The organism is Streptomyces sp. NPDC060366 (genome assembly GCF_042725135.1).
GTDB lineage: Bacteria > Actinomycetota > Actinomycetes > Streptomycetales > Streptomycetaceae > Streptomyces.
Genome location: NZ_JBHXDC010000001.1, coordinates 326,022 through 342,140, shown reverse-complemented (window position 1 = coordinate 342,140; position 16,119 = coordinate 326,022). Strand labels below are relative to the sequence as shown.

The following is a 16,119-nucleotide window of genomic DNA, read 5'->3' as shown; positions in this document are numbered from 1 at the left end:
TGCGCCCGGCCCCCACCCTCCCGCGCAGCCCCCTCGCCCCGCCCACTCTTCCCACCGGGAGCCCCGTATGTACGCGTCCGTCCGCGACGACCTCCGCGCCACCCTCGACGAGATCCGCGACGCCGGTCTCTTCAAGCCCGAGCGCGTCATCACCACCCCGCAGAACGCCGCCATCTCCGTCGCCTCCGGTGACGTCCTCAACTTCTGCGCCAACAACTACCTCGGCCTCGCCGACCATCCCGACGTCGTCGCCGCCGCCAAGGACGCGCTGGACCGGTGGGGCTACGGCATGGCCTCCGTACGCTTCATCTGCGGCACCCAGGAGATCCACAAGGAGCTGGAGCGGCGGCTCTCCTCGTTCCTCGGCCAGGAGGACACGATCCTCTACTCCTCCTGCTTCGACGCCAACGGCGGCGTCTTCGAGACCCTTCTCGGCCCCGAGGACGCGGTCATCTCCGACGCGCTGAACCACGCCAGCATCATCGACGGCATCCGGCTGTCCAAGGCCCGTCGGCTCCGCTACGCCAACCGCGACCTCGCCGAGCTCGAAGCGCGCCTCAAGGAGTCGCAGGACGCGCGGCGCCGGCTCGTCGTCACCGACGGCGTCTTCTCCATGGACGGCTACGTCGCGCCGCTCGCCGAGATCTGCGACCTCGCCGACCGGTACGACGCCATGGTGATGGTCGACGACTCGCACGCCGTCGGCTTCGTCGGCCCCGGCGGCCGGGGGACCCCCGAACTGCACGGCGTGATGGACCGCGTCGACATCATCACCGGCACGCTCGGCAAGGCACTGGGCGGCGCGTCCGGCGGCTACGTCGCGGCGCGCGCCGAGATCGTCGCCCTGCTGCGCCAGCGGTCGCGCCCGTACCTCTTCTCCAACTCCCTCGCCCCGGTCATCGCCGCCGCCTCGATCAAGGTCCTCGACCTGCTGGAGAGCGCCGACGGGCTCCGCGAGCGGCTCAACGCGAACACGGCGCTCTTCCGTACGGAGATGACGGCGGCCGGGTTCGAGATCCTGCCCGGCGACCACGCCATCGCCCCCGTCATGATCGGCGACGCCGCGGAGGCCGGGCGGATGGCGGAGCTGCTGCTGGAGCGTGGTGTGTACGTGATCGGGTTCTCGTACCCGGTCGTCCCGATGGGACAGGCGCGCATCCGCGTCCAGCTGTCGGCGGCGCACTCGACCGAGGACGTGCGGCGTGCGGTGGCGGCGTTCATCGACGCGCGGGACGCCCTCAAGAACTGAGGCCGCCGGGCCCGGGAGCGCCGGACCGACGGGCGCCGGGTCCGGCACGTGCCGGACCCGAAAGCGCCGTGGCCTGGCAGGATGGGCGCGTGATCGACCCCCGGCGTCTGCGCATCCTGCGAGCCGTGGCGGACCACCGTACGGTGACCGCCGCGGCTGCCGCGCTGTATCTGACCCCGTCGGCCGTCTCCCAGCAGCTCGCCGCGCTGGAGCAGGAGACCGGCCACGCGCTGCTGACCCGCAGCGGCAGGGGCGTACGGCTGACGGCGGCCGGGGAGATCCTGCTCACACACGCCCACGAGGTCCTCGCGCAGCTGGAGCGGGCGGAGGCGGAGCTGGCGGCGTACGCGGGCGGAGCGGCCGGCGAGGTCACGGTCGCCGCGTTCGCCACGGGGATCGCCGAGGTGCTGGCCCCGGCCGTCGCGCACCTCGCCGCGTCGGACCCGGGCATCCGCGTACGGGTACGGGACTCCGAGGGCGACGAGAGCCTGCCGCTGCTCCTCGACGGCCAGGCGGACGTGGCGCTGGCCGTCGAATACCGGGGCGCGCCCACCGAGGACGACCCGCGCCTGTCGCGCGTACCGCTGTACGCCGAGCCGTTCGACGCGGTTCTGCCCGAGGGGCACCCGCTGCGCCACGAGATCGAGGTGCCGCTCGCCGGGCTGTCGGACAGTGACTGGATCAGCCCGTACCCGGGCAACCCCTGCCACGAAGTGATGCACCTCGCCTGCGAGTTGGCGGGCTTCGAACCGCGCCTGGTGCACTCCTCGGACGACTTCCGCGCGGTGGTCGCCCTCGCTGGCGCCGGCGCGGGGGTGGCGCTCGTACCGCGCTCCGCGCTGCGCGGGATGGAGCTGAAGGGCACGGTCGTACGCCCGGTGTCCGGCCCGCCCGCCACCCGACGGGTCTTCGCGGCGGTCCGCCGGGGCGCGGAGCACCACCCGCTGATCCGCCCGGTCCTGGACGCGCTCACGGAGTCGGCGTCGGGCCTGACGACGGGCTGAGCGCTCCGCCGCCGATCGCCCGGACGGGCCCGCGGCCCGGTCCGGCCGCCCCATCGGGTGCCGCTCCTTGTGGGGCGAACGACCGTCACACTCAGCGATCGGGCCGGACTACTGTGCCGGTCGTACGGGGCCGACACCGGCCGGGGCGCATGACGTCACCGACCCCGGTGGCCCCGCCGGGGAGTCCGTGACCAACACCGAGCAGGGGAGACGCCATGACGAAGCGCGGCCGCCTCCGGCGCTCCCTCGCCCTCGCTCTCACCGCCGCGGCCCTCGCCGCCCTGACCGGCGCCCGCGACGCGCAGGCGCAGGCGCGGCCGGCGGGGTCCGAGTCCACCACCGTGAACAGCGCCATCAGTTCCCATCAGTGGGTCACCACCAACGCCTCCAACAACTGGGCAACCTGACCGGACCTCAGGGCGGCTATCGGCGCCCATGACGTCCTGAAGACCCCCGGCGGGCCACCCGGCCGGTCCTCCGAGGCGGCCCGCCAGGGGCACTCCCTTCGCTTCCGGGCGCGTCCGGTCCGGCCGCGCGGCCGTCCGATTCGCCCCTCCACCGTGCACGAATCGCCTCTACGACACAGGAGTCGCCATGTTCAGAAGCGCGCTGCACACATCGCTCGCACTCGTCATGATCTCGACCGGCGTCATCGTCGGTGCGACGGCCACCGCCGGTTACGCGCAGGCCGCGTCCAACTGCGGCCAGCCCATCACCGGTCTGCCCTTGCAGGAGGGCAGCCAGGGCACCTCGGTGGAGCGCCTCCAGATCCGTGTCGCCGGGTTCGTGGAAAGCGGCGAAGTGCTCTCGACCGACGGGGTCTACGGCGGGCGCACCAAAGAGGCGGTCCGTAAGTTCCAGGCGCAGTACGGCCTCCAGGCCGACGGGATCGCCGGCAGCCAGACGGTCGACAAGATCTACGCGCTACAGGACTCGGACTGCACGCCCATCCATTTCTCGTACGCCGAGTGGAACAAGTGCAACTCCACCTGGTCGGGCGGCGCGGTGTCGGCGGCCACCGCGAAGGCCAACGCGCGCAAGAGCATGTGGAAGCTGGAGGCGCTGCGCGAGAAGCTCGGCGGCAACCCGATCCAGATCTCCAGCGGTTTCCGTTCGAACAGTTGCAACGCGGCCGTGGGCGGTGTCAGCGGCAGCCGGCACACCTACGGGGACGCCGCCGACATGCCGGGGACCCAGACCTGGCGCTGCAAGCTCCACAACGGGGCCAAGCGTTCCGGCTTCACGGAGATCCTCGGCCAGGGCTTCCCGGGCCACAACGACCACACCCATGTGGGCATGACCGGCTCACGGCAGTGGCACGGCTGCTAGGGGGGGGCGACCCGATCGTGTCCATGAGCAGACGGAGCTTCCTCGGCGCCGGCGCAATCACCGTGCTCGGCGCCGGCGCGGCCGGGTGCGACTCGGGCGCGGGCGACGACACCACGGCCACCGAGCCTCTCCTCGCCCTCGTTCCCGAGGACGGCGCCACGCGGATCCACGCGGCGACGGTCCGCCGCTTCAACAAGTCGCAGGCCGAGGCAGGAGCAGAGGCGACCGCCGAACTCCGCGACGCCCCCGTGGCGTCGTACGCCCGCGTGCTGGACAGGGCACTGGACGGCGACCGTGGCCCGGACCTCCTCTTCACCTGGGGAGCCGGAGCCATCCGCGTCTCCGCCGAGGAGCACCGGCTGGTCGACCTGTACAACCTCACCGAGGACTACCCCGAGTTCGGCGAGAGGCTGCTGCCCGGTGTCCTGGGGGGCTGTGCCGTCAACCACCGCCCCTTCGGCATCCCCGTCCGGGGCACCCGGCCCGTCGTCCTGTTCTACCATCGCGCCCTGTTCACGGATCTCGGCCTCGCACCACCCGCCACCTGGTCGGATCTGAAGAAGGCCGAAGCCCGGCTGCGCGCCGCGAACGTCATACCCGTCGCCCTGGCCGGATCCGATCCCGCCGCTGCGGCGAGATGGCTGGAGTACCTGGTGGAGCGCATCGGCGGCCCCGGGGTCGCGGACCGTATCCGCTCCGGGGACAACAGCGCGTGGAGCGACCGGACCGTGCAGCACGCGGCGCAGGAGGTCATCTCCTTGCTCGACAGCGGTTCGTTCGGCGCCGACGGCGGCGCGGCCGGCACCGACAGCGATGCCGCCGCCCTTCTCGCCGGAGGCCGGGCCGGCCTGCTCCTGGCGGAGTCCGCGCAGCACGCGGAGCTCGCCCGGAGGTTCCCGGGGTTCACCGACAAGGACCTGGGGTGGGTGCCGTTCCCGACGGTCGAGCAGGGCAAGGGGAAGCCGGGGAGCCTGCTGGGCACCCCGGCCGGCTATCTGACCATGAGCGGGCGCACCGAGAACCGGCTCGCCGCCGTCGCCCTGCTGAAGGAGTTCACCGGTACGGCACACAGCGAGGCCCTGCTGCGGGCAGGCGAGGTCCCCGCCACGACCACCGCGGCGAAGCTGCTCGACCACGCGCCGTACCCGGAGTTCGCCCGGTTCCAGTACGACCTGGTACGGAAAGCCCCGGATTACACCCTCAGCTGGGAGAGAGCCGTGCACCCGGCCTGGCGCGATCCCCTGCTCACCGAGGTGGGCGACCTGTTCGCCGGCCGGTCCACGGCACGGGAGTTCAGCAAGGCGATGCGGCGGGTGGAACTGCCCGTGGCGCGGTGAGTACGGCCGGCAAGATCCGAACGACAGGCCCTAGGGCCTGTCGTTCGGATCTTGCCGGGCTCGCGGTCCCTGGCACGCACGCCCGCCGCGTTGTCGTCGGTCGCCAACGCTCCGCGTTGTCTCCCTCCTCCGCCTTGCGACCGCACGCACCAGACCCCACTCCCTGATCCGGCCTGATCCAAACGACAGACCCTAGGCGACCAGTCGCACGATCAGGACCACCACGATCACGATGACCGCCCCCGCCGCGATCAGGCGACGCTTCAGCCGGTTCGAGAGGGTCGCGACGACCTCCAGGCTCCGCTCGCCCGGGAAGACGTGGAAGACCCGGTTCGGATCGTCGGTCAGCTCCACACGGGCCAGCGGACAGGTCTCCACGGTCACCCGCCGGGACAGTTCCGCGTTCCGGTGGGCCAGGTGGTTCGCCACGGCGGCCCGGTGCGTGGCATGGACGCCGGGAGGCACCGCGCCGTCCGCCGGGACGTCGTGCGACCGCCACCGGGCGGCGGCCAGCCGCTCGCGGACCTTGTCGGGCCAGTCGGGCTCGGGCAGTGACAAGGAGGCTCTCTCGTGCGCGTACGCGACGGTGCCCTCCACCCAGTGGGTGAGGCTGCCCTTTCCGCCGCACACGTCGTGCGGACCGACACCCCGCCCCGAGCAGCGCGCGCAGGTCTCCCGCCCCCGGCCTTCGCAGTGCGGGCACCTGACGCGGCCCCGCCCCGAGCAGCCGGGGCACCCGGTCTCGGAGGTACCGCACACCGCGCAGGTGACCCGCGGCGCGCCGGGTGCCGTGGCGCGCGGACCGGTCGCGGCGGGGCGCACCTTCGCCGTACGCGTCCGGCGTCCGCCGTTCTTCTCGCACTCCGTGCACGGGGCGACGTCCAGGCACAGGGCGCACGCGGGCGGCTCGTTGCGGCAGGTGCAGTCGTGCCGGCCGCTGCCGGAGCAACTGGCGCACCGCATCGTGCCGTTGTCGCACGGGCAGGGCACGAGCCGGTGGGAGTGCGCGCGGAGCAGGGTGACCTTGCCGGGCTTCTCGGGCGGCGTCAGCCGGTGGTCCGCGAGGGCGCCTTCGTAAAGAGGCAGCGCCGACAGATCCTTCGTACCGAAGGCGGTCCGCTGTGTCTCGGTGCGCCGCTCCGTGAAGCGGACGGCCTCGCAGCGCATCAACTGCCTGCGGGTGACGGCCCGGATCCGGCCCGCGTCGGCCACCGCCCCGCCGCCCCTGGTCGTGTACGGGGCCAGTGCCTTGAGCAGGTCCGCGTCGGGCAGCGCGGCGTGGAGGACGTCGTCGTTCGGTGCGTCGGACATGGGCGTGTCCCGTCCCTCCTCCGGCGCGCGGCGACGCCGCGCGGATCGCAGGTTAGGACTGTTGCCGACCCGCCATCAAGAGGGCGATGTGAGACACGGGCCGGCGGGGCGGGTGGGTGCCCGAGCACTTCCGTACGCCGGTGTCCCACCCGCCCCGCAAACCCCGCTGCGCCCCTACGACAGCAGGCTCGGCGCCGCCCGGTCCAGCACCGAACCGATGCGCTCCCAGGTCTCCATGCCCCGTGCGACCGGCGGGAGTTCGGGGCCGTCGCCGGTCTTCCAGGAGGCGGCGATCGCCACCGGGTCCTCGCCGGTGGCGGCCGACGCCGCCAGCGCCGCCGCGCCCAGGGCGACCAGCTCGCCGCTCTCCGGCACGATCACCGGGCGCCCGGAGAGGCGTCGTACGGTCTCCACCCACGTACGGCCCTGGGCGCCGCCGCCCACCAGACGCAGCGGCCGGTTCGCCGCCTCGGGGTCCGCCGGGTCGAGGCCGCAGGCGCGCAGGACCTCGTCCAGCGCCCGCAGGACCGTGTACGCCGCGCCCTCGTACGCCGCGCCGAGCAACTGCTGCGGCGTCGTGTCGTGCCGCAGCCCCGTCAGCAGGCCGGAGGAGGTCGGCAGGTCGGGGGTGCGTTCGCCGTCGAGGTACGGCAGCAGCACCGCCTCGCCGCCGGGCGTCACGTCCTCGCGGTCGAGGCGCAGCAGTTCGGCGACCTTGTCGACGGCGAGCGTGCAGTTCAGGGTGCAGCCGAGCGGCAGGAACGTGCCGTCGGCCGCCGCGAACCCGGACAGCGCGGCCGAGGCGGGCCTGGTGCGGGTGGCCGCGAAGACGGTGCCCGACGTGCCGAGGCTCAGTACGGGGTGGTCCAGCAGCCCGGCGCCGCCGAGGCCGAGGCCGACGGCCGCGCTCATGTTGTCGCCGGTCCCGGCGGCGACGGCGATACCGGCCGGCAGCCCCAGCAGTTCGGCGGCGGAGGCGGTGAGCGAGCCGACACGGGCGGCCCCGGTCGGGGCGACGGCCGGCAGCAGCGACTCGTCGAGGCCGACGAGCGCGAGCAGTTCGGGGTCGTACGACCCGGTCGCCGTGGAGTACCAGCAGGTGCCCGACGCGTCACCGGGGTCCGTGGCCGCCGTACCCGCGAGGCGTTCGGTGAGGAAGTCGTGGGGGAGCCGGACGGCCGCCGCCGCGCCGGCGGAGGCGGGGTCGTTCTCCCGGAGCCACTGCCACTTCGCCGCCGTCATCGAGGCGACGGGCACGGATCCGGTCCTGGCGGTCCACGCGTCGGGTCCGCCCAGCGCCTCCGTGAGGGCGGCGGCCTGCGGGGCGGAGCGGGTGTCGTTCCAAAGAAGGGCGGGTCGCAGCGGCTTCCCGGCCGCGTCGAGCACCACCAGGCCGTGCTGCTGGCCGGCGACCGCTATGCCCGTGACGGCGGACGCCGGTACGCCGGACTCCTTGAGTCCCATGGCGACGGCCTCACGCAGCGCCTGCCACCACACCTCGGGGTCGGTCTCCCGCGCCCCGGCCTCCCCGGTCACCCGGTGCGGGGCGCGCCCGACGGCGAGCAGCCGTCCGGTCCCGGCGTCGGTGAACGCCGCTTTGGTCGACTGGGTGGAGCTGTCGACGCCGATGACCACCTGGCTGTGCGGCACGCTCGTACCTCTTCCTGATTCCGGGCTTGCGGCGGGATTTTGACCGCAGGCCAACAAATTACGTGATGTTGTCGTGCATCCGGCAGGTACTGGCGTCATTTCCTAGCCCAAGGTGGTGTTCGACGCCTCGAACAGGGTTGGGCGAACGCGGGGTCTTTTCCGTATCCACCCGGACGTGCATTATTAGTCATGTCAGGAAACAAAAAGGTCTGCACCTGCCGGACCTGAGGTATCGAAGGCGGCCAGAGAAATGACGGAACGTTTCACTCCCACCCCCGCGGACAAGTTCAGCTTCGGTCTGTGGACGGTCGGCTGGCAAGGCAGGGACCCGTTCGGGGACGCGACGCGCCCGGCGCTCGACCCCACCGAGTCCGTACAGCACCTCGCCGAACTGGGCGCGTACGGAGTGACCTTCCACGACGACGACCTGATCCCGTTCGGTTCGTCCGACGCCGAGCGCGAGGCGCACATCAAGCGCTTCCGGCAGGCGCTGGACACCACCGGGCTCGTCGTTCCGATGGTCACCACCAACCTCTTCACCCACCCCGTCTTCAAGGACGGCGGCTTCACGGCGAACGACCGTGACGTCCGCCGCTTCGCGCTGCGCAAGACCCTGCGCAACCTCGACCTGGCCGCCGAGCTGGGAGCCAAGAAGTTCGTCGCCTGGGGCGGCCGTGAGGGCGCGGAGTCCGGCGGCGCGAAGGACGTGCGTCTGGCGCTGGACCGGATGAAGGAGGGCTTCGACCTGCTCGGCGAGTACGTCGTCTCGCAGGGGTACGACATCAAGTTCGCCATCGAGCCCAAGCCGAACGAGCCCCGCGGTGACATCCTGCTGCCGACCGTCGGCCACGCGCTCGCCTTCATCGAGCGCCTGGAGCGCCCCGAGCTGTACGGCGTCAACCCGGAGACCGGCCACGAGCAGATGGCCGGGCTGAACTTCCCGCACGCCATAGCGCAGGCCCTGTGGGCGGGCAAGCTCTTCCACATCGACCTCAACGGCCAGCACGGCACCCGCTACGACCAGGACCTGCGCTTCGGCGCCGGCGACCTGCGCGCCGCGTTCTGGCTGGTGGACCTCTTGGAGACGGCCGGCTGGGACGGCTCGCGGCACTTCGACTTCAAGCCGCCGCGCACCGAGGACTTCGACGGCGTGTGGGCGTCCGCCGCCGGCTGCATGCGCAACTACCTGATCCTCAAGGAGCGCGCCGCGTCGTTCCGCGCCGACCCGGAGGTCCAGGAGGCGCTGCGCGCGTCGCGGCTGGACGAACTGGCGCAGCCGACCGCCGCCGACGGGGTGGCCGGCCTGCTGGCCGACCGGGGCGCGTACGAGGACTTCGACGTGGCGTCCGCGGCGAGCCGCGGCATGGCGTTCGAACACCTCGACCAGCTCGCCATGGACCACCTCCTGGGCGCCCGCTGATCCGGCACTGAGACGACCGAGTCCTGACACGACCGCACACGCGGGACGGCCCCACCGCCGGGCCGCCCCGCGTGTGCGCGTACGGAAAACCCCCTCCGTACGGAGGGTCCACGCCCGGAGGGCCCACGCCCGCGACTCCGTCAGGGCGTGTTTCGGAGGTACCGCCCGTCCCGCGACGCCTGGCGCGCGCATGCCGTGAAGTCCCGCCCGGCCCGGGGCGCCCGGCGCGGGACCCCGCCGCGCGGACGGCGTTCTCGAAGGCCCGAGTGCGGTTGACGCTGTCCCGTGCCCGAAGCCGTGGACGAGGGGCCGAAGGTGGGATTCGGATCGTCCATCCAGCCCCAGACACGCGATCTCGGAGCCTTTGTGGGGATACCGGCACATGGTGTGGCCGCAGTCATGCCGCTTCGGTATCGAGTCACTTCAGGAGGTCTCCGTGTCAGATATCGCGGTACAGGGAACGCCGGAACGAAGAATCACCGGGCGACGCCACCTCGGTGAGCGCCCATGGGGGAGGGTCGTGCGGGCCTGGGTAGGGCTGGCGGTGCTCACGGGCCTGACGGTCCCACTCGCCGTGGCATCGCCCGCCGCCGCGCATGACCACCCCGCGCACCACAGCCCCGCCCACGCCTATGTCGCCAACGTCGAGGACGACACCGTCTCGGTGATCAGCACCAAGACCAACACCGTCACCACCACCATCCCCGTCGGCGACCGTCCCCTCGGCGTGGCCATCACCCCGAACGGTCGCCACGCCTACGTCACCAACAACAACGGCGACAGTGTGTCGGTGATCGACACCAGGACCAACGCAGTCACCACCACCGTCCCCGTCGGCGACGGACCTGTCGGTGTGGCCGTCACGCCGAACGGTGAGCGTGTCTACGTCACCAACTTCGCCGACGACAGTGTGTCGGTCATCAGCACCAGGACGAACGCCGTCACCACCACCATTCCCGTCGGCGACGGGCCTTTCGGTGTGGCCGTCACGCCGAACGGTGAGCGTGTCTACGTCGCCAACGACCTCGACGACAGTGTGTCGGTGATCAGCACCAGGACCAACGCCGTCACCACGACCATCCCCGCCGGGGAGGGGCCGGTCAATCTGGCCGTCACCCCGAACGGTCAGCGTGTCTACGTCACCAACGCCGGCAGCGACGACGTGTCGGTGATCAGCACCAGGACCAACGCCGTCATCGCCACCATCCCCGCCGGCGACCTTCCCAACGGTGTGGCCATCACCCCGAACGGTCAGCGCGCCTACGTCACCAACCTCAACAGCGGAACCGTGTCGGTGATCGACATCAGGACCAACACCGTCACCACCACCATCCGTGTCGGCACCTGGCCCCGGGGAGTGGCCTTCACCCCGGACGGTGACCGCGCCTACATCCCCAACCAGCTGGACAACAACGTGTCGGTGATCGACACCAGGACCAACACCGTCACCACGACCATCGCCGTCGGTGACGGCCCCACCGGTGTCGCCATCACTCAGGGATGCCGGAGTCACCATCGGGGCTGTGGAGAAGGGGGAGCGGGGCTGTAGACCGAGGCACAGACACCGGTGTTCCGCGGGGCGGGTTTCCCCCCGACGGCTCGTGCGGCCGAGGCCGGCCAGGACCGCTTCGTACACCCTGGGTGGGGCGCTCGGCGAAGGCCGCCGGACGCCCCACCCCACGTTGTCGCGGGGGTCCCCGGGCCTCCGGAACGCGGCGTCGGTAAGGGCCGCCGAACGTGTGCTGTTCCCCGTGGTGAGGCCGCTGACCGGCCGTCCGGGCGCGGCCCGCCGCCGCGAGCCCGGGGCCGAAACCCGAAACCCCGCGCCGCGCGCTACGCGCTCGTGCGGTCCGCGTACGCCACCGGGTCCGCCAGTACCGCGCGGACCACCAGGGCCGCCGCGCCCCGCGCCGCGTCTCCCGCCGAGGATGACGCGCGTAGCCGGCCGCTGTCGTGCGGCCAGAGCCCCGAGACCACCCGGTCGGTCAACTCGCCGTCGGCGGGCGGCGACAGCCATGGCATCAGGCTCCGGTAGATCCCGCCGAGCACCACCGCGTCGGGGTCGAAGAGATTCACCGCGCCCGACAGGACCCGGCCCAGCATCCGGCCGGCCTCGCCGATCGCGGCGATCGCGCGCTTGTCGCCGGCCCTCGCCAGCGCCTCCAGCTCCGCGACGCCCGGCACCCCGGCGTTCTCGTCGAGCCCGGCGCCCCGCAGGAGCGCCGACTGGCCCGCGTACTGCTCCAGGCAGCCTCGTGAGCCGCAGCGGCACAGGGGTCCTTCGGCGTCCACGACCACATGGCCGATCTCACCGGCGAACCCGTTGGCGCCGCGCAGCAGTTCACCGTCGAGCACCAGCGCGCCGCCGACACCGATCTCGCCCGACAGGTAGAGGAAGCTGCGGATCCCGCCGAGGCCGCCGAACCAGAGCTCGGCGAGCGCCGCCAGATTGGCCTCGTTCTCCGAACGCACCGGCAGTGGTGGCACGGCGGGCTGCGCCTCCGCCAGCGCCTGCGCGAACAGCTCCTCGGCGGGCACCCGGTTCCAGCCCAGGTTCGGCGCCTGCCGGACCGTGCCGCCGGAGACCAGACCGGGCAGCGCGAGCTGCACCCCGACCGGCGACAGGTCCTGCTCCGCGGCCGAGTCGAGGGTGCGCGCGGCGATCCGGGCCCCACGGGCGAGGACTTCGGCCGGCGCGGCGCCGCGGTTGTCGAGGTGTTCGGTGAGGCGTACGCGGTCGGTGCCCGACAGGTCGACCACGCACACCGAGACGTAGTCGATGTTGATCTCGACGCCGATGCCGGCCGGGCCGGAGCGCGTCACCTTCAGTACGGTGCCCGGCCGTCCCGCCTGGCCGCTGAACGTCTTGCCGGACTCGGAGAGGAATCCGCTGTCCAGCAACTGCTCGACCAGCGAGGACACCGCGGCCCGGGTCAGTCCGACCCGCGCCGCCACACCGGCCCTCGTCGCCTCACCCTCGTCCCGCACGGCGCGCAGCACCAGGCTCAGATTGTGCCGGCGCACCGTCTCTTTGTCGGCCTTGGGACCGAGCGATGTGTGGTTGTTCTTCATGGTGCCGTCGAGCCTATGTGATCGGAATCCGGACAGTCGGCCGGTCCCACGAGACCGATGCCCCTTCCAGCCAGTTGTTTAAATTAATTAGTAATAATCATTGACAGGGTCGGGGAGCGCGGCGACAGTCTTCGTCGTGACCCCAACCCTCGGGAGACATCAGTGACTTCGCATCGGGCCACGGTGGCAGCCGTCGTCGCCGCGCTGTTCGCGGTGGCCGTACCCTCCGCGCAGGCGGCCGACGGCAAGGACGCGCCCCCGCCCCGCGCCGTGGAACGGCCCGCCGTCCGGGCCGTCGACCAGGGCGCCCCCGCGTACTACGACAGCGGTCTCGCCCCCACGCCGTACATGGGCTGGAACACCTACTACGGACTCGGCGCCCCCACCGAGCAGGAGGTCAGGTCGGTCGCCGACCACCTCGTCAGCAGCGGGCTCAGGGACAGCGGCTACGACATCGTCTGGCTGGACGGCGGCTGGCAGGCCGACACGCCGCGCGACAGCGAGGGCCGGCTGGCCGCGCACCCCGGCCGCTTCCCCTCCGGCATCCCCGCCCTCGTGACGTATCTGCACCAGCGCGGACTCAAGGCCGGCATCTACACCGACGCGGGCACCTACGACGGCGGCAAGAGCTGCGGACTCGGCAGCCGCGGCCACTACACCGAGGACGCGCGGCAGTTCGCCGGCTGGAAGATCGACGCCATCAAGGTCGACTTCCTCTGCGGGATCACCGCGAAGCTCGATCCCGGCCCGGCCTTCAAGGAGTTCAGCGACGCCGTCGCCAAGTCCGGCCGTCCGATGCTGCTCAACCTGTGCAACCCGCTCACCGACGACTGGGGCCTGCCGCACACCCCCGAGCAGGACGCGCACAACGCGTACGTCTACGGCCCGACGACCGGTGACTCCTGGCGTACGGGCACCGATGTCGCCTTCGGCACCCCCTCCGCCGGCCAGTGGGCCAACGTCCTGCGCAACATGGACGCCAACGCCTGGCACCCCGAGGCCCAGGGCCCCGGCCGCTACAACGACCCCGACTACCTCATCCCCATGCGGAAGCTCGAAGACGGCTCGTACGAGCTGACCGAGGAGGAGTCCACCACCCAGTTCGTCATGTGGGCCGTGATGGGCTCACCGCTCGTCATGGGCTCCGACCCGCGCACGCTGTCGCGGTCGATGACCGACACGCTGCGCAACCCGGAGATCATCGCCGTCGACCAGGACCCGCTCGCCATCCAGGGCGTACGCGTCGCCACCGACTCCACCGGCGACGTCTACAGCAAGACCCTCAAGGGCGCGGGCAAGCGGGCTGTCGTCCTCCTCAACCGCTCGGACAAGGCCGCGACACGGACCGTGACCTTCGCGGACGCCGGACTGACGGGCGACGTCTCCGTACGGGACCTGCGTGCCCGCGCCGACCGGGGCACGCACAGCGGCTCGTACACCGTCACCGTCCCCGCGCACGGCACCGCCTTCCTCAAGCTCGGCGGCCGGGACGACGCGCCGGGAGCCTCGATCGGTACGCGCTCCACAGCCAGCCCCGCGCTGGTGCGTGAGGGTGACCGGCTGACGGCGTTCACCCGGGGCCCGGACGGTTCACTGCGGCAGCAGAGCGGACGCGACGGGCACTGGTCGTCCCGTACGACCGACCTCGGCGGCCCGACGCACGGCCGGATCCTCGGGCAGCCCGCGGCCTACGCCGACGCCTCCGAGCCCGGCCGGATCGACGTCTTCGTACGCGGCACCGACGACGCGGCCTACCGGCGCGCCTTCACCGACGGACGGTGGGGCCGCTGGCAGAAGCTCGGCGGGAGCCTCGCCGACGCGCCGGCCGTCGCCTTCGAGAGCGCCGACCGCTGGACGCTCCTCGCCCACGACGACGACGGACAGATCCGGGCCCGCGGCCCGCACTCCGGTTGGACGACGCTGGGAGCGCCCGAGAACCGGGATGTGTACGGACGGCCGTCCGCCGTCGTGGACGAGGCCGGCCGGACCCATGTCGCCGTACGCACCGCCGAGGACGCGGTGTGGTGGCGGGTACGGGACACCGCCGGCACCTGGTCGGCGTGGACGTCGCTCGGCGGGACCGTCAGCGGCAGCCCGACGCTCGTCGCGGTGGACGGCGGTGTGCGGCTGTACGCACGGGCCGGCGACTACACGCTCTGGCAGCGCGCGTACGGCAACGGCTGGGGTGACTGGTCGGCGCGCAAGGAGTTCGTGAGCGGTGTGTTCGACGGCGCGCTCGGCGCGACCGCCGGACCCGACGGCACCGTACTGGCCGCCTTCCGAGGCGTCGACGGTCGCGTCCACCAGACCGGCTTCCCGGCCGGTCCGTAACGATCGCCGGCGGCCGGCCGGTGACCCCGGCCGGCCGCCGTGCCCCTCAACGCCCCCCACTGTCGCTCGCACCACACAACCCGCACCGTCCGACAGGGAGTTCACCGATGATCACCCCACCCACCTCACCACGCACCACACCACCCGGCCGGCGTCAGTTCCTCGCCGGCACCGGAGCCGTCGGCGCCGCCGCACTGCTGAGCGGCTGCGTCACCTCGGGATCGACCGCCAAGGGCAAGTCGGGCGGCGACGTCACCCTCCAGTCCAACCTCTCCTCGCCGCAGGCCAAGAAGGCCATGGAGAAGGTCGTCGAGGGCTTCGGCAACGAGGGCGGCGCGAAGGCGAAGCTCAACACCGTCGCGTCAGAGACCTTCCGCACCCAGCTGCCGACCTACCTCACCTCCGCCAACCCGCCGGACCTCTACACCTGGTACCCCGGCTCGGTCGCGGAGTCGTACGCGGCCAAGGACCTGCTCCTGGACGTCAGCGACATCTGGACCGGTCCCGAACTGACCGGCTACTCCGACGCGTTGAGCAAGCTCTGCACCTCCGGCGCCGGCAAGAAGGTCTTCGTCCCCACCACCTACTACTGGTGGGGCGTCTTCTACCGGAAGTCGAACTTCGCCAAGTGGGGCGTCGAGGAGCCCAAGACCTGGGACGAGTTCCTGGACCTGTGCGACACCCTCAAGGGTAAGGGCGTCGCGCCGATCGGTCTCGGCGCGGGCGGCAACACCCCCTGGGTGGCCTCCTCCTGGTTCGACTACCTGAACATCCGGATCAACGGCGCCGCCTACCACCGCGAACTCCTCGCAGGGAAGCACCGGTTCGACGACCCGGAGGTCCGCAAGGTCTTCGACCGCTGGGGCGAGGCGCTGCCCTACTTCGACCCCAACAGCACCGCCCTGCCCTTCCAGGACGCCACCACCGCACTGCTCCAGGGCCGTACGGGAATGATGCTGATCGGCACGTTCTTCGCCGACTCCGCCCCCAAGGGGCAGCTGGAGGACATCGACTTCTTCCGCTTCCCGGTCATCGACCCCAAGGTCCCGATCGCCGAGGAGGCCCCCACCGACGGCTACTTCGCCAGCGCCCGCACCAGCCGCGAGGACGAGGTCAAGGAGCTGATGCGGTATCTCGCCACCGCCGAGGCACAGGAGATCTACCTCAAGAACTCCTCCGGCACCGCGCTGCCGACCCACCCCGACGCCAAGGACAGCGGAACCGCCCTGGTGAAGAAGGGCCGTGCGCTGATCGAGGGCGCGGCCGAACTCACCCAGTACTTCAACCGCGACTCCAGCGACGCCCTCCAGCCGCCCGCCGACGCCGCGCTCACCCGCTTCCTCGCCAAGCCCAAGGAGATCGGCTCCATCCTCACCACCTGGCAGCGCGAGTCGCAGAAAATCTGGGGCCGCTGAG

The 16,119-nt window shown here is 72.0% G+C and carries 12 protein-coding genes; 9 read left to right on the top strand and 3 right to left on the bottom strand.

Annotated elements, in window-relative coordinates; translation table 11 throughout:
* Window positions 1-67 precede the first annotated feature (67 nt).
* From ACFWHU_RS01390 to ACFWHU_RS01370, 5 genes are all read left to right on the top strand, one after another.
* A complete protein-coding gene (locus ACFWHU_RS01390) occupies window positions 68-1,249 on the top strand; it encodes a glycine C-acetyltransferase (RefSeq protein ID WP_387223080.1) in 1,182 nt (393 codons plus the stop codon).
* Between the two features lie 89 nt (window positions 1,250-1,338).
* Complete coding sequence (locus ACFWHU_RS01385) at window positions 1,339-2,253, top strand: LysR family transcriptional regulator (RefSeq protein ID WP_387223078.1); 915 nt, start codon at window positions 1,339-1,341, stop codon at window positions 2,251-2,253.
* 215 nt (window positions 2,254-2,468) lie between these two features.
* Entirely contained in the window at window positions 2,469-2,660 is a 192-nt protein-coding gene (locus ACFWHU_RS01380) for a hypothetical protein (protein ID WP_387223075.1), read from the top strand.
* Between the two features lie 187 nt (window positions 2,661-2,847).
* Complete coding sequence (locus tag ACFWHU_RS01375) at window positions 2,848-3,582, top strand: D-Ala-D-Ala carboxypeptidase family metallohydrolase (protein WP_385798983.1); 735 nt, start codon at window positions 2,848-2,850, stop codon at window positions 3,580-3,582.
* Window positions 3,583-3,605: 23 nt separating this feature from the next.
* Window positions 3,606-4,919, top strand: coding sequence for an ABC transporter substrate-binding protein (locus tag ACFWHU_RS01370; protein WP_387223073.1), 1,314 nt, complete (start codon window positions 3,606-3,608; stop codon window positions 4,917-4,919).
* A 192-nt stretch (window positions 4,920-5,111) separates the two neighbouring features.
* Here the strand turns inward: ACFWHU_RS01370 and ACFWHU_RS01365 are convergent, their stop codons facing one another.
* Window positions 5,112-6,230, bottom strand: a complete 1,119-nt coding sequence (locus ACFWHU_RS01365) for a hypothetical protein (protein WP_387223070.1) — start codon at window positions 6,228-6,230, stop codon at window positions 5,112-5,114.
* Window positions 6,231-6,404: 174 nt separating this feature from the next.
* Entirely contained in the window at window positions 6,405-7,880 is a 1,476-nt protein-coding gene (xylB, locus tag ACFWHU_RS01360) for a xylulokinase (RefSeq protein ID WP_387223067.1), read from the bottom strand.
* A 250-nt stretch (window positions 7,881-8,130) separates the two neighbouring features.
* On the opposite strand from xylB, the gene xylA reads away from it, so the two are divergent.
* Window positions 8,131-9,300: a xylose isomerase gene (gene xylA, locus ACFWHU_RS01355; RefSeq protein ID WP_385798990.1), complete on the top strand. Its 1,170-nt coding sequence runs from the start codon at window positions 8,131-8,133 to the stop codon at window positions 9,298-9,300.
* 520 nt (window positions 9,301-9,820) lie between these two features.
* Window positions 9,821-10,849 (top strand): beta-propeller fold lactonase family protein, encoded by a 1,029-nt coding sequence (locus ACFWHU_RS01350; RefSeq protein WP_387223063.1) that lies wholly within the window; start codon window positions 9,821-9,823, stop codon window positions 10,847-10,849.
* Between the two features lie 284 nt (window positions 10,850-11,133).
* Here ACFWHU_RS01350 and ACFWHU_RS01345 read toward each other — a convergent pair whose 3' ends face one another.
* Window positions 11,134-12,372 (bottom strand): ROK family protein, encoded by a 1,239-nt coding sequence (locus ACFWHU_RS01345; protein ID WP_385798994.1) that lies wholly within the window; start codon window positions 12,370-12,372, stop codon window positions 11,134-11,136.
* Window positions 12,373-12,534: 162 nt separating this feature from the next.
* On the opposite strand from ACFWHU_RS01345, the gene ACFWHU_RS01340 reads away from it, so the two are divergent.
* Together ACFWHU_RS01340 and ACFWHU_RS01335 are read left to right on the top strand one after the other, a co-directional pair.
* Window positions 12,535-14,703 carry a glycoside hydrolase family 27 protein gene (locus ACFWHU_RS01340; RefSeq protein ID WP_387223060.1) on the top strand — a complete coding sequence of 723 codons (2,169 nt, stop codon included), beginning with the start codon at window positions 12,535-12,537 and terminating at the stop codon, window positions 14,701-14,703.
* Window positions 14,704-14,810: 107 nt separating this feature from the next.
* Entirely contained in the window at window positions 14,811-16,118 is a 1,308-nt protein-coding gene (locus ACFWHU_RS01335; protein WP_387223058.1) for an ABC transporter substrate-binding protein, read from the top strand.
* The last annotated feature ends 1 nt before the right edge of the window (window position 16,119 follow it).

Excerpts from the sequence above, each read along its gene's own strand:
- ACFWHU_RS01365 (WP_387223070.1), bottom strand. The coding sequence starts at position 6,230 with ATGTCCGACGCACCGAACGACGACGTCCTCCACGCCGCGCTGCCCGAC.
- ACFWHU_RS01390 (WP_387223080.1), top strand. The coding sequence starts at position 68 with ATGTACGCGTCCGTCCGCGACGACCTCCGCGCCACCCTCGACGAGATC.
- ACFWHU_RS01345 (WP_385798994.1), bottom strand. The coding sequence starts at position 12,372 with ATGAAGAACAACCACACATCGCTCGGTCCCAAGGCCGACAAAGAGACG.
- ACFWHU_RS01375 (WP_385798983.1), top strand. The coding sequence starts at position 2,848 with ATGTTCAGAAGCGCGCTGCACACATCGCTCGCACTCGTCATGATCTCG.
- ACFWHU_RS01380 (WP_387223075.1), top strand. The coding sequence starts at position 2,469 with ATGACGAAGCGCGGCCGCCTCCGGCGCTCCCTCGCCCTCGCTCTCACC.
- xylA (WP_385798990.1), top strand. The coding sequence starts at position 8,131 with ATGACGGAACGTTTCACTCCCACCCCCGCGGACAAGTTCAGCTTCGGT.
- ACFWHU_RS01335 (WP_387223058.1), top strand. The coding sequence starts at position 14,811 with ATGATCACCCCACCCACCTCACCACGCACCACACCACCCGGCCGGCGT.
- ACFWHU_RS01370 (WP_387223073.1), top strand. The coding sequence starts at position 3,606 with ATGAGCAGACGGAGCTTCCTCGGCGCCGGCGCAATCACCGTGCTCGGC.